This is a genomic window from Pelagicoccus enzymogenes, from assembly GCF_014803405.1.
Classification (GTDB): Bacteria; Verrucomicrobiota; Verrucomicrobiia; order Opitutales; family Opitutaceae; genus Pelagicoccus; species Pelagicoccus enzymogenes.
In genome coordinates, this window is record NZ_JACYFG010000002.1 from 140145 (window position 1) to 166030 (window position 25886).

Sequence of the window (25886 nt, forward strand, 5' to 3'; positions counted from 1 at the left end):
GGCTGGCGCTCGCGCCACGCCGCAACGGGCAAATATTCTCTCGCAACACGGCTCGCCGCAAGCGGCGGCCCTAATCACCCCCGCCTCCAAGCTTGCCCCACACAGAAAAATGGCCCATCACCCCTGCCATGCCCCGCAAACGCTACGACTGGCAACTTCCTCCAGAAATCGAGTCCCGCCTCAGCGACGAATCCTACGGTCCCCAGCGCGCCCTCTTCGAGTCCGACCACCTCCTGCTGGTGCTACACCGTCCACCAAACGAGGACGACCTGCGACGCGAGCACATCCTCTTCTTGCTCACTCCCGAACAGAAACTGTACTGTAACGGCAAGCAGGACGGCATTCCGCGACTCAACAAGCTCATAGCCGACTATCGCGCACGCTGGGAAGAGCTGGAAAACCGATACAAACTCGATTCCGGGCCCGCCGAGCTTTTTGACCTCATCGAGGCAGTGACTCCCCTCAAGCGTTCCTCCGCCAACATGGCCGTTGCCATGCAAAGGGCTCGCGAGCTGAGCAAAGACTACCGCTACTTCATCGGTACCCGAGACGCCGCAATGGATATCGCCCGAGCCTTCGAAATCCTGCTCGCTGACCTGCGCGCCGCCCTCGACTTTCGCATCGCCCAAAAAGCCGAGCTGCAATACGCGCGGTCCGAAGAGATCGCAGCCGCCCAGCACAAGCTGAACGTTCTGGCCGCTTTCACCTTTCCCGTCATGGCCTTCGCTACCCTGCTCGGCATGAACTTGCGCCATGGCTTCGAAAAGCAAAGCCCCTACATTTTCTGGAGCGTGCTGGCGATCGGCGTGCTCATCGGCGTCTTCGTACGAGGCTGGATCTTAAAGAAGCCGAAGAGCTAGGGCGTTCCGATACTTCAAGGTGGATCGACCGCTCCGCGGACGACTCTCGGTCGGATTAAGGTGGGTCGGCTTATCCGAAGACGACTATTGGACAGGACAAGGCCCAGAGCGTGTTCCGTACCGAGGCTTGCCGACAAAGCAAAGCGCCCAAACCCGCGCCACCTTTTGCGACTTGCTATACGCGGATCGAGTAAACCGCCCGCGGATCGGCCGGACCACCTGGATTGCATTACACAAAAAAAGCGGCCCACTGCACATGGACCGCTTCGCATAGAACGAATGAGAATTATGGATACGCCTAGCGAGTCACTAGGATCGCCCAGTCTTCGCTTGCATCGGCTGGGGCTTTGCCAAGAGAAACCTTGCCGCCGCCGCTCACCTTCTTGACCGATCCCTTGAGCATCTTGCCTCCCTCGCGTGGATTGAACCACTCTACCTTGAACTTGCCAGTCGCATCGCTGAGGTCCAGCGTCACCTCCCCGCCTTCCGGCAAATAGACTAGGTAGGCATTCTCCGTCTCGGCCAAGCAGAAGTTTCCATTCTTTCTCTCAGGATTCCCAACGAGAGCATCCGCATTGTGCATACGCTCGAACGGCAATCCACTCTCTTGGAAGAAATCGATGGCGACCCGACCATACTTCCATGATTGGTGGCGACTGCGATAATCCTGAGCTACGAGGTCGTTCTCCAAAAGCTTGTATCCAAAATAATATTCTACGCCCGCGCCGCCAGCCATCAGATTTCCCCAAAGGGTGAGCTTACGAATGTCATGCAAATCGTACTTTCCGTCATGGCGGTCCGTTGCGAAGCCATCGAAGCCTTTGTATCCAGGATCCGGAGGCACGCCCATTCCCGCAGGACCTTGCTCGTCGTTGGGACAAACCCACGGTTTTCCCGCCAGCTGCGAGGCCTCTACCCACTGCAGCGTACGACGATGCACATGGTCCCACTCGTTCTGCAGCGAAGCTCCCACGATTGCGCTCTGAGAGCCGAGCAAGCCATTGTACACGCCGTCCTGTTGCTGAGGAAAAGTGTGAATGACGATCGGATTGTCGTAAACATCCATCTGCTCAACGTAGTGAGCCATATCCCGCTGTTCCTCGTAACTCTGCGTGTTTTCCTCGCCGAGGTTCCAGTTGAGAGCCAAATGATGGCCAAAGCGAGCGATGATCTCTCGGTAGTAAAGCTTGCGCTCAGGTCCGAGCAGTCCGCCATCCATGGATTCCGGAATTTCCGAGTCGGCTCGCTTGGCGCCGCGGCGGTTATCGTCCGATTCGTTTTCCTGCGTCTTGAAGTGCAGGAACAATCCGAGGCTCTGAGCATGGCTGAAAACGACGTTCCACTGGTCCAGCTTCGAGCAGTCGTAGACAAACTTGTCGTCGCGCTCGACGAAGGGCCAGACGTTGTCTCCATCGCCACCCGCATTGTAAGTCAAAAAGGATACGGAATTAGCGCCTGCCTCGTGCAGATAGTTCATGGCACCGATCAAGGCCTTGCCACGCCCTTGCCCCCAAGTGGGATCGCCTTTGTTCCAGTCGCCAAGGTGCGGGGCCCAGTCCTTGAGCGGACCCTTCTCTGGCAGCATCGTTAGAGTGTTGTCGAAATCCGTGTAGGCGAGCATGGTTTCCGGAGCATCGGGACCGGCCTTGAAGAAGTAGCTCTGGTCACCCGCGAACCGCAGGTAACGCTGCCCCACGTATTCCAAGCGGCCCTGAGCTCGGAAGTCTGGAGCCGATTTATCCGATCCCCCCACTAAGAAGCTGCCTGTAAGCCCGTTGTATGGAGCCAGCGGGCTTCCGTTGGAGGGCGCCACCGCCACGTCCTCGCCTGCAGCGAAGTGAGTGCGATAATACCACTTCCCCGTCTTGCTTGGAGACAGGTGGGCCCGCCAAGTCGAGCCCGCCTCAGCAGAGGTGTTAGCTGCATCGCCGTCCGCTGCGAAGTAACCGGGAACCGTGTAGCTAGGGACGCCCGACTCGTGCGTGAAGGTCACGAAAAACGAATAGTCGCGGAAGGTGCGAGGAGACGCGTCGCCCTCCTTCGCGTAGGGACCGTCGAGATCAAGCGTAACCGCATGCCACTGGCTCAACTCGCCGGTGATCGCGACCGATCCGTCTCCGTGCTCTCGAGCGCTGGCTGTGAAGCTGGCTCCCACGGAGCCAAGCAGAAGGGCAAACGCGCAAAGGCGAGGCCCGGCTAAAAATGCTAGGTTTTGTTTCATTGGGTCAAGGGTATCTGATTGGTATTCGCTTGTACGGCGGCGTTCCTTCACGCCGCTCACTGCACAGGTTCGAGACGACATCATAGCGCGAAGGCAACTTGATCCGATATGTTTATTTGCTCAATTAATCTGTGTTTTTACATCAATTGATGCAAAAGCGCTAACGCTGCTCGCGGGCCCTGAAATCGCGGGGGCTCTCCCCGAAGATGCGCTTGAACGCGACTGTCAGGTATTCTGGATACTCGTAGCCCGCGCTCTCCGCGATCGCGCTGATCGGTAGCGAACTGCGCACTAGCAATTCCTTCACCCGCTCCATGCGCACGCGCTCGATTTGCTCGCGAGGGGTTCGTCCCAAAAGCTTGCGAAACTGACGCTCGAGCTGAGTGCGGGCCATCGGGACCTTAGCCAATACGTCCTGCACCGAAATCCCCTTGCAGGCATTGTTCTGGATATAGGTAACTGCAGCCGAGATCTTGGGATCGTCGATCGCCACCAAGTCGGTCGACTGTCTTTTGGCAATTCCCACCGGAGAGACACGCTTCACCAAATCCACCTCCCCGCCTTTCATCAAGCGGTGCAACACCTCCGCCGCTTCGTAGCCTGCCAAGCGCGCGTTCGGCGTCACGCTGGAAAGCGGCGGATCGCAGAGCTCGCAAAGGATCTCGTCGTTGTGAATCCCCAATACCGCCAGATCGTCCGGAGCTCGCAACCCAGCTTCCCGAGCGGCCTCCAAGACTTCCTGCCCGCGAATATCGTAGCAGGCCAGCACTCCCGTACGGGCAGGCAGCGTTTTCAACCATCGGGCCAGCCGTCCAATTTCCGTATCCGGTTTGCTGGCACGGCTGGAGCGGATCCAGGGCCGCTTTCCAGCTTCCTCCAAGATGCTTACGAAATGCTTCTCTCGGACCCGCGACCAGAAAAAGCTTCGGTCCCCGCAAAAGGCAAAGTCCTTGATGCCCAGCTCCTGGAAATGCTCGATAGCGAGGCGTATCACCTTCTCGCTATCCGTTACCACGCGCGGAAACAGGGGTTGCTCCAAGCCGGCGCTCACGTCCACGACCGGTATGCCGAGCCGTTGCAAGGCAGAGCCAATACGTTCGTTCTCCACGCGAGCGATGATCCCGTCGCCCTCCCAGCCATCCAACCAATCCGGCACCACCGCGCCGCGCCCTTGCTCCACTAAGCGGAAGGACCAATGGGCATCGTTGTCGCCCGCCCAAGAATGGATGCCACGCAAGAGCTCCCGTCCGTAGACGTTGGACGTTTCTATCAAAAGGGCGATGCGAGAACGGGTCTGGGGCATAAGAGGGGTCGATCCAGAACACAACGAATCCACCTCGAACTGGCAAGCTTCCATCGACGCAATTCCTCTGATTAATTAAGCAAATGCACATGGATGATTGAACGGCCCAGCGCTACTCTTCGCCGCATGCCCTCCTACAAGATAGCTGTCCTCCCCGGCGACGGAATCGGCCCCGAAGTCATCGGCTCCACCGAATCGGTGCTGAACGCATGCTGCGAAAAATCCCCCGAGCTCACTCTCACTTTCGAGCAATTTTCCGTCGGCGCCGGCGAATACCTCAAAAGCGGCGACCCGCTCCCCGAAGCAACCCTCGAGGCCATCAAGGCCTACGACGCCGTGCTGCTCGGAGCCATGGGGCTTCCTAGCGTACGCTGGCCCAACGGCGTAGAAATGACCCCGCAGATCGACTTGCGCGAGAAGCTCGACCTCTACCAAGGCGTGCGCCCCATCAAGCTTTACCACCATTGTCATAGCCCGCTGCGCGTTCCCGAGGGCAAAACCATCGACTTCGTGCTGATGCGCGAAAACTGCGAAGGCCTCTTTTCCGACCGACTCGAGCCACGCCCCACAGGACGTAACTTCGAAACGGATACAATGAAAATCACCGAGGCCGGAGCCGAACGCATCTGCCGGGCCTCCTTCGAACTGGCCATGACGCGCCGCAAGAAGCTCGCTCTCGTCGACAAGGCCAACGTGCTCCAGTCCATGGCCTTCTTCCGTCGGGTCTTCGAACGGGTTGCCAAGGAGTATCCAGAAGTCGAAACCGAATGCGTCTACGTCGACGCCATGGCTCTTTTCATGGTGCAAGATCCCTACCGATACGACGTCATGGTCACCGAAAACATGTTCGGCGACATCCTCTCGGATCTCGCGGCCGGCCTCGTAGGCGGCATGGGGATGGCCCCATCCGGAGACATCGGCGACAAGTATGGCCTTTTCCAACCTTCCCACGGCTCCGGCCCCACCATCGCCGGCAAAGGCATCGCCAACCCGATCGCCACCATCCTATCCGGCGCCCTCATGCTGCGTTGGCTGGCTGACCCGGCAGCCGTCAGGGCAGCCGAACAAATCGAGGCAGCAGTCGAAAAGACGCTTTCCGATCCTGCGAACCGAACTGTGGACCTCGGCGGCAAAATGACTACCGTCGAAATGACCGATAAAATCATCGAAAACCTGTAAGCTAGGAGCGAGCTTGCTCGCGATACTCGCAACCCAATTCACCCGACATGCCACTAATCGATCTCACCCTTCCCGTCCGTCCAGGAACGCGCGGCGTCGACGTACGCCCGAAGTACCTCTTGGAGCGAGACGGGTGGAACGCGGCAACTTGGGAACTGTACTCGCATTCGGGCACGCACTGCGACGCCCCCATCCACTTCGGAGCCCACCCTATCACCGTCGACCAGATGCCACTGGAGCTCTTCTGCGGACCCGCCTGGGTCGCCCACATCGAAAACGTCAAGCCCAAGCAACTTCTCACGCCAGCCGATCTCGGTCCCGTCCAAGACACCTTCGAGGCCGACGGCTGCCTCCTCCTGCGCACCGGTTGGAGCGAGCACGTGGACAACACCGCAATCTACCGCGACGGCCTACCGCGCATCAGCGACGAGCTCGCGCAATGGTGCATCGACCGCAAAGTGAAGCTCCTGGGAGTGGAGCCGCCCTCGGTGGCCGATGTCAATGATCTACCGGAAGTCACCCGTATCCACAAAACCTTACTCGGTGCCCAAATTACCATCGTCGAAGGACTTTGTAACCTGGACCAGCTACCAGACCGCTGCGACTTCCAAGCCTTTCCACTGAAACTGGAGGCAGGCGATGGATGCCCCGTCCGAGCTGTTGCCACGGTGTAATCAAAAACTCACTACTCACTCTTTACCAATCACTATTCGTCCCCACCCCGCCCCATGCAAAAACGCCATATTCTCGTAGTTGGAACCTTTCTCCTTTCGCTACTGCTCTACATTGACCGCACCTGTATCTCCACCGCCAAGGGTCCGATCGTTGCCGAGTTCGGCTTGAGCGACAAGCAATTCGGCTGGGTGCTATCGGCCTTCGCGCTCGGTTACGCCCTCCTGCAGGCGCCTTCCGGCGCCCTCGCCGACAAGATGGGCTCACGCATGGTCCTCACCACGGTCGTCACCCTTTGGTCCATTTTCACCGGCCTCACCGCTGCCGCTTGGAACCTGGCTTCGCTCGTCATCGTGCGCTTTCTCTTCGGGGCGGGCGAAGCGGGAGCCTTCCCTGGCATGGCCAAGGCCGTCCACTCCTGGATTCCGCAAAAAGAACGCGGCCTCGTAAAGGGGATCAACTTTTCCGCTTCCCGTATCGGCGCCGCCGTTACCATGCCGATCCTGCCGCTAGTCATTACAGCCCTCGGCTGGCATCTAACCTTTGTGGTCCTCATGTTTGTCGGCTTCGTCTGGGCGGCCGCTTGGTGGGTCTGGTTCCGCGACAACCCGGCCGACCACAAGTCGATCTCCCAAGCCGAGCTGGATCTGATCAACGAAAGCCATGCCGCAGAAATCGCCGGCAAGGAAGATACTCCAGACCGCGGCCAAGGCATCAGCTACTTCAACTCCGCCAATATGTGGCTGATGATGGGGCAATACTTCGCCAGCAACTTCACCTTCTTCTTCTGCCTCACATGGCTCTTCCCGTATGTGAAGAACACATACAACCTCAGCTACGAGCAAGCAGGCTTCTACGCTATGGTTCCGCTTCTAGGCGGTGCCCTCGGGAATGTTGTTTCCGGAGCCCTCGTCGACCTGCTCTATAAACTTGGATACAAATCCTGGTCACGCCGTCTCCCTGCTATCATCGGCTTCACCCTCGCTTCCATCGGACTTCTCATGAGCCATGGGCAAGCTGAAGTGTTCGGGGCAGTGCTCTGGCTCACCATCGGTGTCTTCGGCGCCGACATGACTCTCAGTCCTTCTTGGTCCTTCTGTATCGACATCGGCGGCAAGCACGCCGGCAAAATTTCCGGCACCATGAACATGGCAGGCAACCTTGGTTCCTTCTTCGTGGCGCTCGCCTTCCCCTACCTCCAAGCTTGGACAGGCGGCCCCGAAGCCTTCTTCTACATTTGCGCCGGCCTCAACGCCGTAGCCATCCTGCTCTGGATTCTCTCCAACCCCAAGAAACTCATCGCCACCTGATCGCATTACCCCTCGTAGGAAACGGCCTCAAGCCGCGATAACCAATTCACCAAATGAGCGAAAAGAAACTCAAAGGCGTCTGCCTCGGGGCAGGCTACTTCAGCCAATTCCAGTACGAAGCCTGGACCCGCATTCCGGAAGTCGAAATCGTAGCCTGCTGCAATCGCGCCCAAGAAAAGGCCCAGAAAGTGGCTAACCAGTACGGCATTCCCAAAGCCTACGGCTGGGACCAGCTCGAACAAATGTTCGATACCGAGAAGCCGGACTTCGTCGATATCATCACCCCCCCGGAGACGCACCTCGAGGTGGTCGAGCTAGCAGCGAAAAAGGGCATCGCCATCATCTGCCAAAAGCCGCTGGCTCCCACCCTCGAGGAAAGCGAAAAGATCGTAGCCACCGCAGCGAACGCGAAGGTCCCATTCCTCGTGCACGAGAACTGGCGTTGGCAGCCTTGGTACCGAGAGATCAAACGACAGCTGGAGGCGGGCACCATCGGGGATCTCTACTCCATCGCCGTTCGCATGCGCATGGGCGACGGCTGGCCAAAGGACGCTTACCTCGCCCGCCAGCCATTCTTCCGCGACTACCCACGCTTGCTCATCTACGAAACAGGCGTCCACTTTTTGGATACATTCCGTTTCCTGGGTGGCGAAATCTCATCCGTCTACGCTCGCCTTCAACAGCGCAACCCCGACATCAAAGGCGAGGACGCCGGCCAAGTTGTCCTCGGCTTCCAGAACGGCGGCACCGCCATCCTCGACGGCAGCCGTTACAACGAGAGCGAAGCAGAAGACCCGCGATATACCTTCGGTACGGTGCGCATCGACGGTAGCCGAGGTCACATCGAACTCAACTTCGACGGCAGCCTCACGCTTAAGAAATTGGGCGAAGCACCAGTGAAAATTGAATACAAGCACGAGCGAATCAATTTCGCCGGCGACTGCGTCTACAACCTGCAACGCCATTTCGTGGATACCATGCAGTCCGGAGGCAGTTTCGAGAGCACTGGCGAAGATTACCTCAAGTCCGTCGCCCTCGTAGAAGCCTGCTACCAATCCAACGCCACCAACCAAGTCATCAAATTGTAACCATCGATGTAGGGCTGGCGCTTGCGCCACGCCGCAAGTCCCCCCTCGCGCTACGCGGCATGCCGCAAGCGGCAGCCCTACAACCCACCCCCAAATTTAATGAAACACAACGGACTCGATCACTTCGCCATTGCCGTCAAAGACACCGAAGCAGCCCTCAAGATCTGGCGCGACACCATGGGCTTCCCCCTCCTCTACTCGGAGGTCGTCAACGACGGAGCCGTCCGCCTCACCCATCTAGACCTCGGCAACACGCAACTACAGCTCGTCGAACCGCTCGTCGAGGGCCACCCCCTCAACCAATGGATCGCCGATCACGGCGGAGCCGGCCTGCACCATGTGTGTCTCAACGTCGACGATGTCGAAGCGTCTATGAAAGAGTCACCCGTGCCCACCGCCCCCAAGCCCCACCAAGGCACCAAAGGAAAAAAAGCCGTCTTCCTCGACGCTTCAGCCACCGCCGGCTGCATTTGGGAATTGACCGGAAAATGAGCGCTTACCCAGAAGCGGTTCAAGTCCTCGCGAACCTTCCCGCCCCTTGGCCGGAGGAGGCCCTCATCGAAATTCGCCGCAACCTGCGCGAGTCGCCCCGCAAAGTCGTAGTGCTGGACGACGATCCCACCGGCACGCAAACCGTGGAGGACATCACGGTCGTCACCCAATGGGACCTCGATACCCTACGAGAGGCTTTCGCCGAGCAAACGCCCGGCTTCTTCATTCTTACCAACTCTCGAGCCCTCACCGAAACTGGCACCACAGAGCTGCACCGCGAAATCTTGTCCAGTTTGCAAGAGGCCGCCAACGGTCATCCCTACACCCTCGTCAGCCGCAGCGACTCCACTCTTCGCGGCCATTTCCTGGCCGAATCCCAAGTCATCGGCGAATTCAAGGGTCCTTTCGACATGGTGGTTCTCGCGCCTTTCTTCCAAGCAGGCCAACGCTATACGCTCAACGACACCCACTACCTCGTCGACCAAGGCAATTTCATTCCTTGCCACGAGACTCCATTCGCTGAAGACAAGTTTTTTGGATACAAAACCTCTCACCTGCCAAGCTGGGTTGAAGAGAAGACTGCGGGAGCCACCAAGGCTAGCGAAGTCGTCACCATTCCCCTCGAGACCATTCGCAGCAAAGGCCCGGATGGCGTTTTGCAAATCCTGAGCCGAGCCCCAAAAGGTTCCACCTGCATCGTCAACGCCTGCACGCAAAAAGATATGGAAGTCTTCGCAGCAGCAGCCCTGCGCTTCGAAAACACAGGCGCTAGCGTGCTCTACCGAACCGCCGCCGCATTCGTTGCGGCCCGCCTAGGCATCCGCCCGCCCCCACCGCTGCTTCCCGAATTCATCTCCAACAGCAAGGAGCGCGGTGGGCTCGTCATCGTCGGCTCCTACGTACCCAAGTCGAGCGAACAGCTTTCCAAACTCCTCGAGCTCGGTGAACTGAAATCCTTCGAGCTCGACGTGAACGAACTCCTCAGCTCGCAGGACCCAGCGAGCTACCTGCTCTCCCTCGGCGAAACGATCGAAGACGCTCTCGATGCCGGGGAAGACGTAGTCGTCTACACCAGTCGCGGACTCGTATTCAGTGAGGCAAAGGAGCAAAACCTGGACATAGGCGCACGCGTGGCGGACGCCTTGGTAACACTAGCCAAAAACCTCAAGAGCAGTCCCGGTTTCGTCATCGCAAAGGGCGGCATCACTTCCAGCACCATCGCTACCGAGGCATTGAGGATTCGCAAAGCCCAAGTGCTCGGTCAACTGGTTCCGGGAGTTCCCGTTTGGCGAGCCTCGGAAGACGCGCGCTTTCCCAAGATCGACCTTGTTATCTTCCCCGGAAACGTGGGAGGACCCGATTCGCTTTGCGAAGCCTACCACAAGCTCAAGCGTATCCGCTAGACTCTTACAAGGTCCTTAACGGATCAGTGGAAGGCAGCTTAAAGTCGCGGCAGAAACGGTGTTCAGTGCAGGCTGGGAACATTCCCTTTCTAACGAACGACAGCCCCCCGCAACACCATGAAAATCGTAGACTTCCAGTCTCTCGTCCTGGGTACCCCATGGCGTAACATCAGCTACCTCGTTATCGAGCTTGAAGACGGCACGACCGGAATCGGCGAATCTCGCATCCTCGGCAAAACGCAGACGCTACACACCTACTTCCAAGACATCAAGCGCCACATCATAGGCCATGATGTCCACGATATCGAAGCGCTCTACGAACGCATTACCCTGCTCGACTTCGGGGTTGCCCACGAGTTGGAGATGACCGCGCTCGCCATGATCGAGATGGCCCACTGGGACTGCATCGGCAAACTCGCCAAGCAACCCGTCTACAAGCTACTCGGCGGCAAAGTACGCGACAAGGTGCCAGCCTACGCGAACGGCTGGTACAAAGGCCCCCGCACGCCAGAGCTCTTTCACGAGGCTGCTAAAAAGGTAGTGAAAGCTGGATACACTGGACTGAAGTTCGACCCCTTCGGAGCAGGAAACTTGGAGCTCTCGCGACAAGAGTACAAGCTGTCCTTCGACATCATCGAAGCCGTTGCCGACGCCATCGGGGACAACGCTCAAATGCATATCGAAATGCACGGGCGCTTCGCTCCGCACCAAGCGGTAGAGATAGCAAGAGACATCGAACACTACAAGCCAGCTTGGATCGAAGAACCTTGCCGTCCCGAGGACTTGCCCGCCCTCAAGCAAGTTGCCCAACACACCACAATCCCCATCGCTACCGGCGAACGCCTCTATTCCGCGAACCAATTCCGCGAGCTCTTTGAACTCCGCTGCGTAAACGTCGTGCAGCTCGACCTAACCCAATGCGGAGGCATCCTCGAATCGAAGAAGATCTGCTCAACCGCCGAGACCTACAGCGTGATGGCAGCCCCCCACAACGTGGGTGGCATCGTATCCACTCTCGCGAGCCTGCATCTCATCCTAACCCTGAGAAACGGTAAGATTCTCGAACACTTCAACGACTTCACCGACCAATTTGTCAAAAAGGCAGGCCATCCGTATCCAGAAGTTGTAGACGGTCACTTTTCCGTGCCGGAAGGACCAGGCTGGGGGATCGAGCTCGACATGGACTTCATCCGAGCTCATCCGCCTGCTATCGAAAACGGAATCATCCTCGACCCTGGACTCAACATGTTCAAGAAGGCCAACTGGGCCCAGCGCGACGACAAATAAAGCCCCTCCTCCCCAATACGCAAATCACGATCACCATGCCCAATTCAGACATTCCCGCCACCGACGCGCTCGTCCGCTCCGAAAAACGCTTCGCCGACGGAGCTCAATACCGTATCGAAATCCCCAGTACGGAAACGCCTAAAGCGTTTCGCGTCGCTCTCGAAGAAGCGGACAAGATCGGCTGCCCTATCCATCGAGTGAGCCAAGGATCCGGCATTCAAATGCTCAGCGACGACGATATGCGCGAATACGCGAAAATCGGCGCCGACCGGGCTATCGAGGTGTGCCTCTTCACAACTCCGAGAGCCGGCTTCGACATCGGCGGTATGTGGAACGCTCCCGCCGGCAAGTTTATCCAGTGGCAAGTACGCGGCTCCGACCAGCTCCGTTACAGCCTCGACGAAGTAAAAAGAGCGGTGGACCTCGGCATCCGCAGCTTCCTGCTCGCCGACATCGGACTCATCGAAATCGTCAGCGAACTGAGGGCTCAAGGGCAGCTTCCTTCCAACCTCATCATAAAATCTTCTGCCGTCATCGCGCCCGCAAATCCCGCCAGCTGCCGCATCCTCGAACGCATCGGTAGCGACACCATCAACGTCGCGACCGACCTCACGATTCAGCAGCTCAGCGCCATCCGCCAGGTCGTATCCGCTCCCATCGACATGTACGTGGAAGCCCCCGACGGACTCGGCGGTTTCGTGCGTCACCACGAAACGCCCGACATGATCACTTTTGCGGCGCCGCTCTACGTAAAGCTCGGGCTGCGCAATTCCCCCGATATCTATCCCTACGGCGGCCACTTGGAGAATCTCGCCCTCAGCCTCACCCGCGAACGCGTGCGTCGCTCCAAGCTTGTCTACGACCTCATACAACGTCAGGCTCCCGAAGCTATTATCTCTGCAACAAACCAGAGCCACGCCGACCTAGCCGTACCCGCCACCCAATGACAAGACCATTAAAATCCGCCCTCTTTGCCCTCGTCTTACTGCCCGGAGCCTTTGCCGAGTGGAAAACGCTGGAGACGAACGGCGAGCCAGTGGCCCGCCACGAAGCCGGCTTCCTCGACGTAGAAGACAAGGCTTACCTCGTCGGCGGACGACGCATCAATCCTGTCAGCATCTTCGATCCCGCGACCAACACCTGGACCCAGGGAGCCGCCTCCCCCATCGAGATCCATCACTTCCAACCGGTCGAATACAAAGGCGAAATCTGGGTAGTGGGCGCCATGACGGGCAAATTTCCCAACGAAACGCCGGTAGAGAAGGTTCTCATCTACAATCCGGAGAAGGACGCATGGCGCTGGGGTCCCGAAATCCCCGAAGGCCGTGCCCGCGGCGGAGCAGGCGTCAGCCTTTATGAAGGAAAAATTTACCTGAGCGCCGGCATCACGCGCGGCCACATGGGCGGCTTCATTCCCTGGCACGACGTCCTCGATCCCGAAACCGGCGAATGGACCCAACTCCCCGACGCCCCCCACGCCCGCGACCACTTCCAGTCCGCAGTGCTCGACGGAAAGCTCTACCTCGCAGGCGGACGGCAAACCTCTCGCGAAACCAACGAGGTCTTCTCCCGCACCGTGGCTCCGGTCGACGTCTACGATTTTGCCTCCGGAACCTGGAGCACGCTCGAAAAGGAACTGCCTACTCCGAGAGCGGGCAACACCACTTTCAGTTTCGGACGCAAGGTCATCGTGATCGGCGGCGAGACCGGACACAACCAAACCGCCCACGCCGAGGTCGAGGCTTACGACGTAGATGCCCGAAATTGGCAGTCGCTCCCTTCCCTCAACCGCGGTCGCCACGGTACCGGCGTCGCCATTATCAAGTGTACCCTGTACACCGCCTCCGGCTCCGGCAATCGTGGCGGTCGCCCCGAGCTCTCCGACATCGAAGCCACTCCCTGCGAGACCTTCCACTAGAGCTGCCAAAAACAAAAGCCTAGTACCGCGAAAACAAGGTCTGGAGGGACGAGTGACTTGTGTCACTGCGTTCGGTACCACCTCGTCCGCAGACAGGCGAGACCCATTCTCTGCAGGACGAATCTTTAGCCGATCCAACGCGTTCACCAACACGATCGCTACTTTTTTATCGCCCCAGATTGAGCGATCCTATGCTCTCTGGGGTTTCTCATTCGCCCAAAGTTTATGTCGACGATCGCCAAAGCTCCCTTTCACGTGATGACCAAGCCCATTGGTCCGATTTGCAACCTCGATTGCAAGTACTGCTTCTACCTGGAAAAGGAAGCCCTCTACACCGACGGCAAATGGCGCATGGCTCCGGACGTGCTGGAAAACTACATTCGCCAGTACATCGAGGCTCAACCCACCCAGCACGTCAGCTTCGCTTGGCAAGGCGGCGAGCCCACCCTCTTGGGCGTCAACTTCTTCCGCAAGGTAGTGGAGCTGCAAAAGCAATACGCTAACGGCAAAACGATCGAAAACGCGCTGCAAACAAACGCAACCTTGCTCGACGACGAATGGGCCGGCTTCCTCAAGGAAAACGACTTCCTCATCGGCGTTTCCATCGATGGTCCCAAGGAGATCCACGACGCCAACCGCGTCGACAAAAAGGGCAATTCCACCTTCGACGAGGTAATGCGCGGCATCGAAGTCTTGCAGAAAGGCGACGTACGCTTCAACACCCTGACCTGCCTCAACCGCGTCACCTCCAAGAAGCCGCTCGAAATCTACCGCTTCCTCAAAGGCATCGGCAGCGAATTCCAGCAGTTCATCCCGATCGTCGAACGCCGCCCTGGCCAACAAGCCAGGCAATGGGGACTCGACCTCGCCGCTCCCGAGGAAGGCGTGGTGGACGACGAGAAGCTCCCCGTATTCGGCTGGAGCGTGCTACCGGAAGATTTCGGCGACTTCTACATTAAGATATTCGATAAGTGGATACGAAAAGATGTGGGTACCATCTTCGTGCAGCTGTTCGAAACAGCTCTCAGCAAATGGCTGGGCACCCCCGGCGGACTCTGCGTGCACGCCGAAACCTGTGGCGACGCCCTTGCGGTCGAGCATAATGGAGACCTCTATTCCTGCGACCATTTCGTGTATCCACAATACAAGCTCGGCAACCTGAAAGACACTCCGCTAGTCGACTTGGTCAGCCTGCCGAAACAACGGCAATTCGGTCTCAACAAACGCGATACGCTGCCCGACTACTGCAAGAGGTGCGAAGTGCGTTTCGTCTGCAACGGAGGCTGTCCGAAGGACCGCTTCCTGCACACTCCAGACGGTCAGCCCGGTCTGCACTATCTCTGCAAAGGCTACCGCAAGTTCTTCAATCACATCGACGTGCCCATGCGCGCCATGGCCCACCTTAATCGCAACCGCCGCCCCGCCAGCGAAATCATGGAACTGGCCATCAACAAGAAGCTCCCCGGCTACAAGCCGATGAAGTGAGTGCCGTTGTAGGAGCGAGCTTGCTCGCGAACCACATTCGATAATCGCGAGCAAGCTCGCTCCTACACCGCCGTCCCTAGCAGGTCGCCGACCTTGGCGTATACCTCCAACTGCTTCGCTCCGTTGGCCGCGAGATCATCCGCCAACTTAACCCGGTCACGCTCGAATAAGGTGATCACGCAGGAACCACCGAAAGCGAAGTATCCCAGCTCGCCTCCCTTTCGAACCGAATCCCCTTCCTTTGCCGTCATGAAAATCGAGCCCACGCAGGTCGCCCCGATCGCAATGAAACAAACACGACCCAAGTCTGGCGTATCAATCACCGTCAACACCCGCTTGTTTTCCCAAAGGTAGCCCATCGACTGCCTCAGAGCGATGGGACTCACGCTGTAGAGCGGCCCATTGATCAAGCGCTGCTCCACAATCTTGCCCGCCACCGGAGAGTGATAGCGATGGTAGTCTACCGGACAAAGTCGCGATATCACTGCCGTGCCTCTCGGGTAGTTGTCAGCCAATGACACGCTACCAAGCAAGGCCTTCAAGTCGAAGAATTGACCTTTGGCAAACAAGCCCTCCACCTCGCCCAAATTGGAAATTCCGAGGTGCCGCGCATCCGCTGGCAGAGCGATTTCCCTCTCACCCTGCACTAGAGGGCGGGCCGAATCCTTGAGCTTGCGATAGAAGAAGTCGTTAAAACTTGAATACGTTTCCACTCCCTCCAAAAACTCGCCTTCGTCAAGGCCGTAGGTTTCTATAAAGGGCCGTATCCGCCGAGCGCTGACAGGCTTGTTCATGCGCCAACCATACCAGTGCGAAAAGATGGCACGCTTAGCGAGCAGCCAAAGCCCAATCTTACCCATGTTCGTCTCGTAGGTCCAACGCAGAAATCCTTCCCCGTAAACTTCCTCAACCTCTTCCTGCCCGCTGTAGCGGTTATAAAACCGGATTTCCGACATCACTTTCAAAAACAATTTTTGACCACAGATTTCTCAGATTTTTCAGGATCTAATGAGTAGATCTTTTAGATTCGATCCGTTCAAATCTGAGAAATCTGTGGTTAAGAAACTCCCTTCAATCACATTCTAAAATTCCGCGTGACCTGGGACGCGTGGATACGGGATCACGTCGCGAATATTCGCTACGCCCGTGATGAACATGAGCAAGCGCTCGAATCCGAGGCCGAAGCCCGCGTGCGGCACGCTACCATATTTTCTTAAGTCTACATACCACCAGTAGTCTTCTTCCGAGATCCCGTGGGCTTTCATGTTCTCCAGCAGCAGCTCAAGCCGCTCCTCGCGTTGGCTGCCGCCCACGATTTCGCCGATTCCCGGTACCAGCACGTCCATGGCCGCGACCGTCTTTCCGTCGTCGTTGGCCCGCATGTAGAAGGGCTTCAAGTTCTTCGGATAATCGTAGACCGTAACCGGACTCTTGAAATGCTCCTCCGTCAAGTAGCGTTCATGCTCCGACTGCAGGTTCACTCCCCACTCCACCCGGTTGTCGAATTTCTTGCCCGAAGCCAACAGGATTTCCACCGCCTCCGTGTAGGTGACTCGCTGGAAGGGACGCGAGAGCACGAACTCGAGCCGCTGCTTCAGCTCCTTGTCCACGAAGTTGAAAAACAATGACAAGTCCTCTTCGCAGGTCTCCATGACCTCCGCGATCACCGACTTCACGAATTCCTCGGCAAGATCCATGTCGGCCGCTAAGTCGCAAAATGCCATCTCCGGCTCGATCATCCAAAACTCGCTCGCATGGCGGCTCGTATGGGAATTTTCAGCGCGAAAGGTCGGACCAAAGGTGTAGATGTTTCCGAGAGCGGTCGCGTAAGTCTCGCCTTCCAACTGCCCGCTCACCGTCAGGTATGCCGCTCGCCCGAAGAAGTCTTCCTTGAAATCGACCTCGCCCTCTTCGTTAAGCGGCGGATTCTTGGGATCGAGAGTCGAAACGCGAAACAGCTCCCCCGCTCCCTCGCAGTCGCTCGCCGTCACGATCGGGGTGTGCACGTAGAAAAACTGGCGATCGTTGAAGAAGCGATGGATGGCGAAAGCCAGCTTGCTCCGGATTCTGAATACAGCCCCGAAAAGGTTAGTACGTGGACGCAAGTGAGCGATTTCGCGCAAGTACTCGTTGGAGTGACGCTTCTTTTGCAGCGGAAAGGTCTCGTCGGCGCCGCCGACCAACTCCAGCGAATCCGCTTGGATCTCCCACATCTGCCCTTTGCCCTGCGAGCGAACGAGGCGTCCCTTGACGGATACGGACGATCCCGTGGTGACTCCCTTCGAATCGGAGTAGCCCTCCGCCGTTTCGTTGACCACGACCTGCATGGACTTGAGGCAGGAGCCGTCATTCACCTCCAAGAAAAAGAAAGTCTTGGAATCCCGGCGGGTGCGAACCCAACCCTGCAAGAGAACTGCATCGCGTTCCCCTTCGCTCTTCATCAAGTCAGCAATCAACAGTCGCGTCATAAGGCCCCAAGAGAATCAAAGAAGCCTCCAGATGCAAGACCCGTAGCGCTAAGCATTAGCCAGTGTCTGCAGAGCATGATGCATTCTTCGCTCCAACTCTGCAGGGCTGTCGCTCGCGACACGCCGCGTCAGCCAATCCACATGTCGAAGCCATCCCTCCCATTGCCAATGACTGGAGGGACCGGTTCCACCCGGTCCGAGTCATTTTATCAATTCTTCGCGGTCGCGGGCTGAAGTGGGTCGTGTCCCTGCGGTCGGTACCGCGCTACTTCCTCACTTCACCCGACGCATCAGCACGTAGGCGAGTACAATCATGATAGCCATGGGGGACCACGCCGCGAACTCCGGGGAGAGAGAGCCTTCGCGACCGAGGGCATTGAGAACGCTGGTCAGGATATAGAAGACGAAAAACAGGCCGATCGATTTGGAAACGCCCACCGCAGGATTGGTTCGCACACCGGATACTGCGAAGGGGATGGCGATCCCTGCCACGATCAAGCAGCTCGCCGCGCTGGCCATGAGGGCGTGCAAGCGGGCTTCGTAAGCAAGTACCGAGGGATTGTCCTCCTTCCTGAAATTGTCGGTGATGCGTTTGAGCTGCAGGAAAGAAAGGTCCTTGGGTCGCTTGCCAAAAAGCAACATCAGCGACGGATCGTCCGTCAGGTCCTTGGCCTCCAAACGCTCGAAAGGCGGCCAGAGCTCGCGCCCCGTATCCAGATCGTTAAGACGCTCGCGACCGTCGAAGAGCGACCAGTAGCCTTCCTCCTCGTTGTACCAGCCGTAGCGGGCCATCACGCGGCGCACCTCCCGACGTTCCTCGTCCATGATAGAGACTGAAATGCCGTAGGCTTCCTTCTTGTACTCGCTGTAGCGATTGATGAACCACATGCGGTTCTCGTTGCGATTGTCGAAGGCCAATCCTTCCACGATGCCAACCTCGTCCGTGCTCAAGGTCTTAGCCTCGCTGTCCAAACGAATCGTCTTGATCAACTGGTCCGACTGCTCGACCGACCAAGGGATCAAACTCGAATTCAAGTACCAAAGCCCAGCCGAGATCAGCAAGCTGGCCAGCCAAATGGATCGGGTCACCCGATATACGCTCATGCCCGCCGCCCGCAGGGCGATGAACTCGTTGGAGCGGTGCAGCTGCCCCAACGCGTACAAAATGGATACAAGTACCGTCGCCGGCAAAGTGATGGTCAAAAAGCTGGGAGCGATCACCAAGTAGTACTTCAAGATCTGCCCCGAAGTCGCCTCGTAGCCGATGAGGTCGGTGAAGCTGTCCTGAATCTCGAAAAGCAGCAGCAAGCCGAACATCGAGCCCAACACGAGCACGAAGGCTTTGAGCCATTCGGTGAAAACATATCTGTCGGCGACGCTTAACATGCGGATTGACCAGAGACACTGCGAGCGGCGCCCGTGAAGTCCAGCGGCTTTTGACATCAGGTTTTGACTGGCGTTTCACAAGAGTCACTTTACAAGTCCGTCGGTAATGTCGTCGAAAGTCCCTAAAGAGTCCTGGAACTCCAGACTCGGAATAATCCTCGCCGTTGCCGGTAGCGCCGTAGGCCTTGGCAACTTCCTCAGATTCCCAGGCCAAGCCGCCCAATACGGCGGCGGCGCCTTCATGATCGCCTACTTCATCGCCCTCGTGCTGATAGGCCTGCCCATCTGCTGGGCGGAATGGGCCATCGGCCGCAAGGGCGGGCAAGCCGGCCTCAACTCCAGCCCCGGAATCCTCGGCGTAGTGACAGGCCAAAAGCGCTTTCGCTATCTGGGCATCATCGGCGTGGTCATCCCTGTCGTCATCTACATGTACTACGTCTACATCGAGGCTTGGTGCTTGGGTTACGCGGTGAACTTCGCCAAAGGCTCCATGAACTTCGAAACCGTAAAGGAAGCGGGCGACTTCTGGGGCGGATTCATCGGCATCGGCGAAGACGGCTCCGCTCTCGGCTTCGGCTGGACCGAGGTCGGCGGCTTCCTGCTCGTCGTCTTCCTGTTCAACTTCTACCTCATCTATCGCGGCCTCTCCAAAGGCATCGAGCTGTTCTGCAAGTACGCCATGCCGACCTTGATCGTGCTGGCCGTCATCATCCTCATTCGCGTGCTGACCCTCGGAGCGCCTGTGGAAGCCCATCCGGAAAACAACGTGCAAAACGGCCTCGGCTTCATGTGGAACCCCACCAAGACCATTCTCTACGAGCGCGTGGCCGACGGTGGCACCGGCGCCGAAACCTGGCAACCACTGCCTGACGGAGAAGTGGTCGGCCCGCGCATGATCGCCGCCGCCCAAGCTCGAGCCGACGCCGACCCCAACCTCGAGCTGCGCGAGATCGGCATGCTCAAGCAGCTCCTTAACCCTCAGCTATGGCTCGCCGCCGCCGGACAGATCTTCTTCTCCCTCTCGGTCGGATTCGGGGTCATCATCACCTACTCCAGCTACCTCAAGAAAAACGACGACGTCGTGCTCTCCGGCCTCGCCGCCACCAGCACCAACGAATTCTGCGAAGTCGGACTCGGCGGACTCACCACCCTGCCCGCCGGCTACGCCTTCCTCGGTATCTCCGGAGTGGCAGGGATGGGAACCTTCGGCCTTGGCTTCAACGTGCTGCCCATGGTCTTCTCCGAAATGCCCGGCGGACAGTTCTTCGGTTTCGCCTTCTTCTTCCTGCTCTTCCTGGCCGCCGTCACCAGTTCCCTCTCCATGCTGCAGCCGGGCATCGCCTTCCTCGAAGAGGCCATGAACATCAACCGCAAGCAGTCCGTCGCCATCCTCGGCTTCGTCACCGCCGCCGGCTGCGCCTTCGTGGTCTACTTCTCCGCCGGAGTCAAAGCCCTCGACACCATCGACTTCTGGGTGACCAACCTGCTCATGGTAGTGCTCGCGACCATCCAAATCATCATCTTCGGATGGGTCATCGGCATCGAGCGCGGCTTCGAGATCGCCCACCGTGGCGCCGCCATCAAGATTCCAGGCTTCTTCAAGTTCGTCATGAAGTACGTCAGCCCTGCCTTCCTCATTATCGTATTCGGAGCCTGGTTCTATACCAGCGTGCTCGGATTCCAATTCGGCAGCGACGAGAAGAAGTACAGTAGCTACATCGTGGACCTCTTCATCGAGCCAAACCGCAGCGCCTGGCTCAGCGTCGGGGTTATCGCCCTAACCGCAGCGTTTCTCACCCTCCTCACCGCAGGCGGGGTCTTCAAAGGCAAAACCATCAACGAGGAGGTCTCCAAATGACAACCGGCGGCTGGATCATCATGCTCGTCTCCACCCTTTCCGTAACCAGCCTCTTCTGCTGGTGCATCTGGAAAGTGCTCACCACCGAAGGCGAAGAGGAAAAAGTGCACGGCTTCGAGATCGAAACGCCCGACAAGAAGTAAGCCGGACGCTTGCCTTGCCTATTACTTTGCTTGCCCGTTTCCGCCATGGAAACGGGCATTTTCATGAGCCGCGGACGACCTAGGGAGCTTTCCTTAGACGCTTGCAGGAATCGAGGGGATGAGGGTTCCTACTCAAGACACGCTTAAGCTTTTTTAACCAAAAAAGCCTAGCGGCCTCTCAAGGGATGCTCCGACTAGACCGATTATTCCTGCAGAGAACTCCCTGCGAGCTCTCGCCCGCCCTCATCCATTACCGGACGGCGGCGCAACGCAACGAAACGACCGATCGCAAATGTCACAGCAAAGCACCCTGACCAAGGCTAGCACCAAGACCGATATCCTCCTCGAAGTTGGAACGAACGAAGTAGAAGTCTTCGAGTTCAACCTAGCTGGACAGCACTATGGCGTAAACGTCGCCAAGGTAAACCAGATCGTACAACGCGAGCAGCTCAAGATCACTCGCGCCGACTGCCCGCCCAACGGCGTGCTCGGCAGCATCACTTTCCGCGGCCAGCCGATCATGGTGATCGACCTGCGCCAAATCCTCGGCATCTACGACGAGGAACCCGATCCCAGCCGCGCCCTGATGCTGGTGACCCAGTTCAACGACCAGATCGTCGCCTTCGCCATCGACGGAGCCGAGCGTATCCATCGCGTTTCCTGGAAGAGCTTCGAACCCATCAGCTCCAATTTCGCCCAAGAGAACCCCTACGTTAACGGAATCATTCGCCTCGAGGACCGCCTCGTGCTCATCCTCGACCTCGAGTACATCCTCACTCTCATCAACCCGCGTCTGGGCATGTCCATCGACCACGGGCAAATCGCCAAGATCGAACAGGAATACAAGCCGCGCGACCACATCAAGATCCTCTTCGCCGAAGACTCGGCCATGATCCGCAAGATGGTGCACAATCAATTGATGGACGTAGGCTTCACCAACGTGGAACTCGCCACCAACGGCAAGGAGGCCCTCGACAAGATAGCCGCTGCCGTGACTGAGTCCAAAGAGTCCGGACTACCTTTCTCCGATTACTACGACCTCATCCTCACCGACATCGAAATGCCGGTCATGGACGGCCTCACTTTCTGCAAGAACGTAAAGCAAGAGTTCAAGCTCGAGACCCCCGTCATCGTCTTCTCATCCCTCATCAACGACCAGATGATCGCCAAGTGCAAGGCAGTGGGAGCCAACGGCTGGGGCACCAAGCCCAAGGTCAATCTCATCGTGGACATTATCGACCGGCTTATCGTGCAGGGAGAGGAAAACATCGTGGACCTGCTTTCCTAGGCGCCCACTCCCTAACCAACTTCCAATTTCTGAAACGCCCGCCGCCTTCTCTCGAAAGCGACGGGCGTGTTTGTTTTCCCAGCGCGGGGGCCGTACTCCCCACGCTTATCTAACGACTAAAAATCGGTTTATCAGTAAGGGGCAAAGCCTCCTACGCTGAGGCGAAGCTCGACCTCGTCCGCAACCTTGTCCTCCTGTTGGCCAGCGTTCACGTCGAAGTCGGAACGGCTGACGGAGAAGTTGGAACGAATCACGAGGATGTCGCCCGGCGTCCGCTGGCGGTCGGCCAACTTGCCCTTGAGATAGGAAAGAGAAACGGGAACATCCATCTCCTTGCTTACGCCCTTGATCGTCATCACTCCCTTGGCGGTCCCCTTCACTTTAGAGCCGTCCTGGGAAACATTGGTCAATCCCTTCAGCTCGAAGGTGATGGTAGGATGGTTCGCTTGGTCCAGCCACTTGCCGCCCATCATGTGCTCCACCATCTTGGGGTTCGCTACGGAAAGGGAATCGACCGCCACAACGAGCTTTCCGCTGGTCTTTTCCGGATGCGCCGGGTCAAAGGAAACGCTGCCGGTAATACCCGTCGCCGTGCCGTTGATCGACTCCAAAGGAGCGTCCAAGAGGAAGACGATGTTGTTGACCCCCTTGGGATCCTCCAGATCGAAATCGATCGCGTTCGCCAAAGGCGCCAGACCGAGTGCTGCAGTAGCTGCAAAAGCTAGTATATGTTTCTTCATAAACGTTTTCTTGGTAGTTAAAAAGTCCTTACGCCCCCAAAGACGCTCCTTTGCGATCAATGAGTGCGCCTATCGCCATCAAGGCCACGAATGCCAAGAAGCCCAGAGCGAGAGCTTCCACCCCCGGCAAGAAAGCCGGAACCTCTTCCGTGTAGGTGAGCTCCATGATCGGGTCTACCTTCTCGACGACGTAGAATTCCGCGTACCAGCCGAGACGGGCTCCGCCGTACATCCAAAAAACGAAACCGAGCACCATGGCTCCGATACCTGCCAGTCTAAATCCAAGAGCTTTCATAGTAAAACAAGGGAGATCCCCTTCGCTTGTCCTCAACCCAACGATGCCCGCTCTCAACTGCATGCGCAGCCGAATCAAGAAATCGAGGGATCCAGTCGAACGTGCCACGCCCCCGGCGCCCCATCCCGCAACACCCCTCACCTTGCCAAAATACTGCTTGAAGCCGTCACGCGGAGGATTACCCATTTAGCCCTCAAAATTTCACAGCACTTATCTAATCAAAGCATCATGAGCGCACAAAACACCGAAAAGCACGAATTCAAAGCTGAGATCAAACAACTGTTGGATATCGTTATCCACAGCCTCTACACCGAAAAGGAGATCTTCGTCCGCGAACTCATTTCCAACGCTTCCGACGCCTTGGAAAAGCTGCGTCACCTCAAGATCACCGAAAAGGATGTGCATCAGGACGAGCTCGAGCTTGAAATCAACATCAAGACGGACGAGGAAGCCGGCACCCTCACGATCCAGGACTACGGCATCGGACTTACCCACGAAGAGCTCGTGGAAAACCTCGGCACCATCGCCCACTCCGGCTCCAAGCAGTTCCTGCAAGCCCTCAAGGAAGGCGGCGAGAAAAACGCCGACCTCATCGGCCAGTTCGGCGTCGGCTTCTACTCCGCCTTCATGGTGGCCACCAAGGTCGAAGTCTTCACCCACTCCTGGAAGAAGGACGAACCCGGCCACGTCTGGTCCTCCGACGGGGTCGGCTCCTACGAGATCGAAACCTCCGACGACACCCAGCGCGGCGCCCGCATCGTCATCCACCTCGGCGACGACTACAAGGACTACGCCAAGGCCGACACCGTCAAGGAGATCATCAAACGCTACTCCTCCTTCGTCCAGTTCCCCATCAAGCTCAACGACGAGAAGGTCAACACCGTCGACGCTCTCTGGCTGCGCTCTAAGTCCGAAATCACCGACGAGGAATACACCGAATTCTACAAGTTCCAAGCCAACGCCTTCGACGAGCCGCACTACCGCCTGCACTTCTCCGCAGACGCCCCGCTCGACATCAAGGCCCTCATCTTCACTCCAAAGACCAATCCCGAGCGCATCGGCTTCCCTCGCATCGACCCCGGCGTCGCCCTGCACTGCCGCAAGGTCCTCATCGACTCCAAGCCCACCGAACTGCTCCCTGAATGGCTGCGCTTCCTCAAGGGCGTCATCGACTCCGCCGACCTTCCGCTCAACATCTCCCGCGAGACGATGCAGGACAACGGCCTCACCCAGAAGCTCAGCCGCGTCATCACCAAGCGCTACCTCAAGTTCCTCAAGGAAGAGGCTAAGAAGCGCCCAGAGCAGTACGCCGAATTCTTCAAGAACTTCGGCATCTACCTCAAGGAAGGCGTCGCCACCGACTTCACCTACCGCGACGACCTCGCCAAGCTCCTCTACTTCGAGTCCTCCGTCACCGAAAAGGGCAAGACCACCAGCCTCGCTGACTACGTCTCCCGCATGAAGGACGAGCAAAAGAGCATCTACTACATCCTCGGCCAAAATCGCGAGTCCATCGAGTCCGGCCCCTACCTCGAAGGCTTCAAGGCCCGCGGCATCGAAGTGCTCTTCCTCTACGAGCCCATCGACGAATACGTCATGTCCAACCTCGGCACTTTCGAGGAAAAGGAGCTCACCTCCGCCGACCAAGGCGACATCAAGCTCGACGACGCCCCCAAGCCCGAAGGCGAAACCCTCTCCGACGACGACGCCAAGTCTCTCTGCGAGTGGCTCAAGACCGCCATCGGCGACCGTGTCAAGGAAGTCAAAGTCTCTGAGCGCCTCGTCAGCAGCCCGGTCATGGCCCTCTCTCCCGACGCCATGTCCACCCAGATGCGCCGCATGATGAAGCAAATGGGACAAGACATGCCCATGCCTGTTGAAGTGCTCTTCGAGATCAACCCGCGCCACGAGCTTATCAAGAATCTGAATACGCAGCGTTCCAGCAACGAAGACCTCGCCAAGCTCATCGCCCAGCAGTCCTTCGACAACGCGCTGGTAGCAGCCGGTCTCATGGAAGACCCCAAGGACATGGTCGCCCGCATGTACCAGATCCTCGAACAAGCCGCCACCAAGTAAGCATCTGGAGGGGCGAGTTCCAACTCGTCCGCCCACAACCAATTCAAAACAAAGCCCGGTTCGCTCCCGCGAACCGGGATTTTTTTCGCCACAATCCCCAGAGCGGTCGCTGATTATAAAGCGACCTCATGTCCGCTATCCATTCCCAATGGCGACTCCATGCCGCGTTGTTAAAAAATATTTTCAAACGCGCTATAGCGCCGTTGTAGCAAGGAGTTAAATACACCACTACGGGGACCTACTTATAATATGCCAAGCAGTCGGCGCCATGGGGAACGTCGATGCGTTTCGCCCCTCTACGATAGGGCAGACTGCGGGTTATTCCGTATCAGGAATTTACACACACCTTCATTTCCCCAATAGCCTCCGACCGCGCTCCACTAGTTACATATACCCAAATTTGCCCATAGCGAA

22 protein-coding genes are annotated in these 25886 nt (G+C 57.8%); 15 read left to right on the forward strand and 7 right to left on the reverse strand.

The features are described 5' to 3' along the window. Positions 1 to 92: 92 nt before the first annotated feature. Positions 93 to 860 (forward strand): magnesium transporter CorA family protein, encoded by a 768-nt coding sequence (locus IEN85_RS00470; protein ID WP_191615096.1) that lies wholly within the window; start codon positions 93 to 95, stop codon positions 858 to 860. Positions 861 to 1158: 298 nt separating this feature from the next. Here the strand turns inward: IEN85_RS00470 and IEN85_RS00475 are convergent, their stop codons facing one another. Together IEN85_RS00475 and IEN85_RS00480 are read right to left on the reverse strand one after the other, a co-directional pair. Then, entirely contained in the window at positions 1159 to 3081 is a 1923-nt protein-coding gene (locus tag IEN85_RS00475) for a DUF5060 domain-containing protein (RefSeq protein WP_191615097.1), read from the reverse strand. Between the two features lie 160 nt (positions 3082 to 3241). Then, positions 3242 to 4384 (reverse strand): XylR family transcriptional regulator, encoded by a 1143-nt coding sequence (locus tag IEN85_RS00480; protein ID WP_191615098.1) that lies wholly within the window; start codon positions 4382 to 4384, stop codon positions 3242 to 3244. Between the two features lie 126 nt (positions 4385 to 4510). On the opposite strand from IEN85_RS00480, the gene IEN85_RS00485 reads away from it, so the two are divergent. From IEN85_RS00485 to IEN85_RS00530, 10 genes are all read left to right on the forward strand, one after another. Next, entirely contained in the window at positions 4511 to 5563 is a 1053-nt protein-coding gene (locus IEN85_RS00485; RefSeq protein ID WP_191615099.1) for an isocitrate/isopropylmalate dehydrogenase family protein, read from the forward strand. Positions 5564 to 5610: 47 nt separating this feature from the next. Continuing rightward, the gene (locus IEN85_RS00490) at positions 5611 to 6237 is read left to right on the forward strand and encodes a cyclase family protein (RefSeq protein WP_191615100.1); all 627 of its coding nucleotides are present in this window, start codon (positions 5611 to 5613) and stop codon (positions 6235 to 6237) included. 54 nt (positions 6238 to 6291) lie between these two features. Beyond that, positions 6292 to 7545 (forward strand): MFS transporter, encoded by a 1254-nt coding sequence (locus tag IEN85_RS00495; protein ID WP_191615101.1) that lies wholly within the window; start codon positions 6292 to 6294, stop codon positions 7543 to 7545. A gap of 53 nt (positions 7546 to 7598) precedes the next feature. Further along, the gene (locus IEN85_RS00500; protein WP_191615102.1) at positions 7599 to 8633 is read left to right on the forward strand and encodes a Gfo/Idh/MocA family protein; all 1035 of its coding nucleotides are present in this window, start codon (positions 7599 to 7601) and stop codon (positions 8631 to 8633) included. A gap of 99 nt (positions 8634 to 8732) precedes the next feature. After that, positions 8733 to 9125 (forward strand): VOC family protein, encoded by a 393-nt coding sequence (locus tag IEN85_RS00505; protein WP_191615103.1) that lies wholly within the window; start codon positions 8733 to 8735, stop codon positions 9123 to 9125. Next, complete coding sequence (locus IEN85_RS00510; protein WP_191615104.1) at positions 9122 to 10528, forward strand: four-carbon acid sugar kinase family protein; 1407 nt, start codon at positions 9122 to 9124, stop codon at positions 10526 to 10528. Before IEN85_RS00505 ends, IEN85_RS00510 begins: the two co-directional genes overlap by 4 nt. Before the next feature lie 117 nt (positions 10529 to 10645). Beyond that, a complete protein-coding gene (locus IEN85_RS00515) occupies positions 10646 to 11815 on the forward strand; it encodes a mandelate racemase/muconate lactonizing enzyme family protein (protein ID WP_191615105.1) in 1170 nt (389 codons plus the stop codon). 35 nt (positions 11816 to 11850) lie between these two features. Beyond that, positions 11851 to 12762 (forward strand): U32 family peptidase, encoded by a 912-nt coding sequence (locus IEN85_RS00520; RefSeq protein WP_191615106.1) that lies wholly within the window; start codon positions 11851 to 11853, stop codon positions 12760 to 12762. Further along, positions 12759 to 13733 (forward strand): Kelch repeat-containing protein, encoded by a 975-nt coding sequence (locus IEN85_RS00525; protein ID WP_191615107.1) that lies wholly within the window; start codon positions 12759 to 12761, stop codon positions 13731 to 13733. Before IEN85_RS00520 ends, IEN85_RS00525 begins: the two co-directional genes overlap by 4 nt. Before the next feature lie 258 nt (positions 13734 to 13991). After that, entirely contained in the window at positions 13992 to 15218 is a 1227-nt protein-coding gene (locus tag IEN85_RS00530; protein WP_224772377.1) for an anaerobic sulfatase maturase, read from the forward strand. A 62-nt stretch (positions 15219 to 15280) separates the two neighbouring features. On the opposite strand, the gene asd is transcribed toward IEN85_RS00530, so the two are convergent. The 3 genes from asd to IEN85_RS00545 form a co-directional block, all read right to left on the reverse strand. Beyond that, entirely contained in the window at positions 15281 to 16174 is an 894-nt protein-coding gene (gene asd, locus IEN85_RS00535; RefSeq protein ID WP_191615348.1) for an archaetidylserine decarboxylase, read from the reverse strand. A gap of 126 nt (positions 16175 to 16300) precedes the next feature. Further along, entirely contained in the window at positions 16301 to 17686 is a 1386-nt protein-coding gene (gene asnS, locus IEN85_RS00540; RefSeq protein WP_191615109.1) for an asparagine--tRNA ligase, read from the reverse strand. 273 nt (positions 17687 to 17959) lie between these two features. Beyond that, complete coding sequence (locus IEN85_RS00545; RefSeq protein WP_191615110.1) at positions 17960 to 19129, reverse strand: LptF/LptG family permease; 1170 nt, start codon at positions 19127 to 19129, stop codon at positions 17960 to 17962. A gap of 49 nt (positions 19130 to 19178) precedes the next feature. Between IEN85_RS00545 and IEN85_RS00550 the strand changes: the two genes are divergently transcribed. From IEN85_RS00550 to IEN85_RS00560, 3 genes are all read left to right on the forward strand, one after another. Next, positions 19179 to 20930: an SLC5/6 family protein gene (locus IEN85_RS00550; protein ID WP_191615111.1), complete on the forward strand. Its 1752-nt coding sequence runs from the start codon at positions 19179 to 19181 to the stop codon at positions 20928 to 20930. After that, entirely contained in the window at positions 20927 to 21073 is a 147-nt protein-coding gene (locus IEN85_RS00555) for a hypothetical protein (RefSeq protein ID WP_191615112.1), read from the forward strand. Before IEN85_RS00550 ends, IEN85_RS00555 begins: the two co-directional genes overlap by 4 nt. A gap of 292 nt (positions 21074 to 21365) precedes the next feature. Further along, positions 21366 to 22361, forward strand: coding sequence for a chemotaxis protein (locus IEN85_RS00560; protein ID WP_191615113.1), 996 nt, complete (start codon positions 21366 to 21368; stop codon positions 22359 to 22361). 131 nt (positions 22362 to 22492) lie between these two features. Here IEN85_RS00560 and IEN85_RS00565 read toward each other — a convergent pair whose 3' ends face one another. Further along, positions 22493 to 23101, reverse strand: coding sequence for a YceI family protein (locus IEN85_RS00565; protein WP_191615114.1), 609 nt, complete (start codon positions 23099 to 23101; stop codon positions 22493 to 22495). Between the two features lie 28 nt (positions 23102 to 23129). Continuing rightward, complete coding sequence (locus tag IEN85_RS00570) at positions 23130 to 23396, reverse strand: hypothetical protein (protein WP_191615115.1); 267 nt, start codon at positions 23394 to 23396, stop codon at positions 23130 to 23132. 228 nt (positions 23397 to 23624) lie between these two features. Between IEN85_RS00570 and htpG the strand changes: the two genes are divergently transcribed. Continuing rightward, positions 23625 to 25472, forward strand: a complete 1848-nt coding sequence (gene htpG, locus IEN85_RS00575; RefSeq protein WP_191615116.1) for a molecular chaperone HtpG — start codon at positions 23625 to 23627, stop codon at positions 25470 to 25472. Positions 25473 to 25886 lie beyond the last annotated feature (414 nt).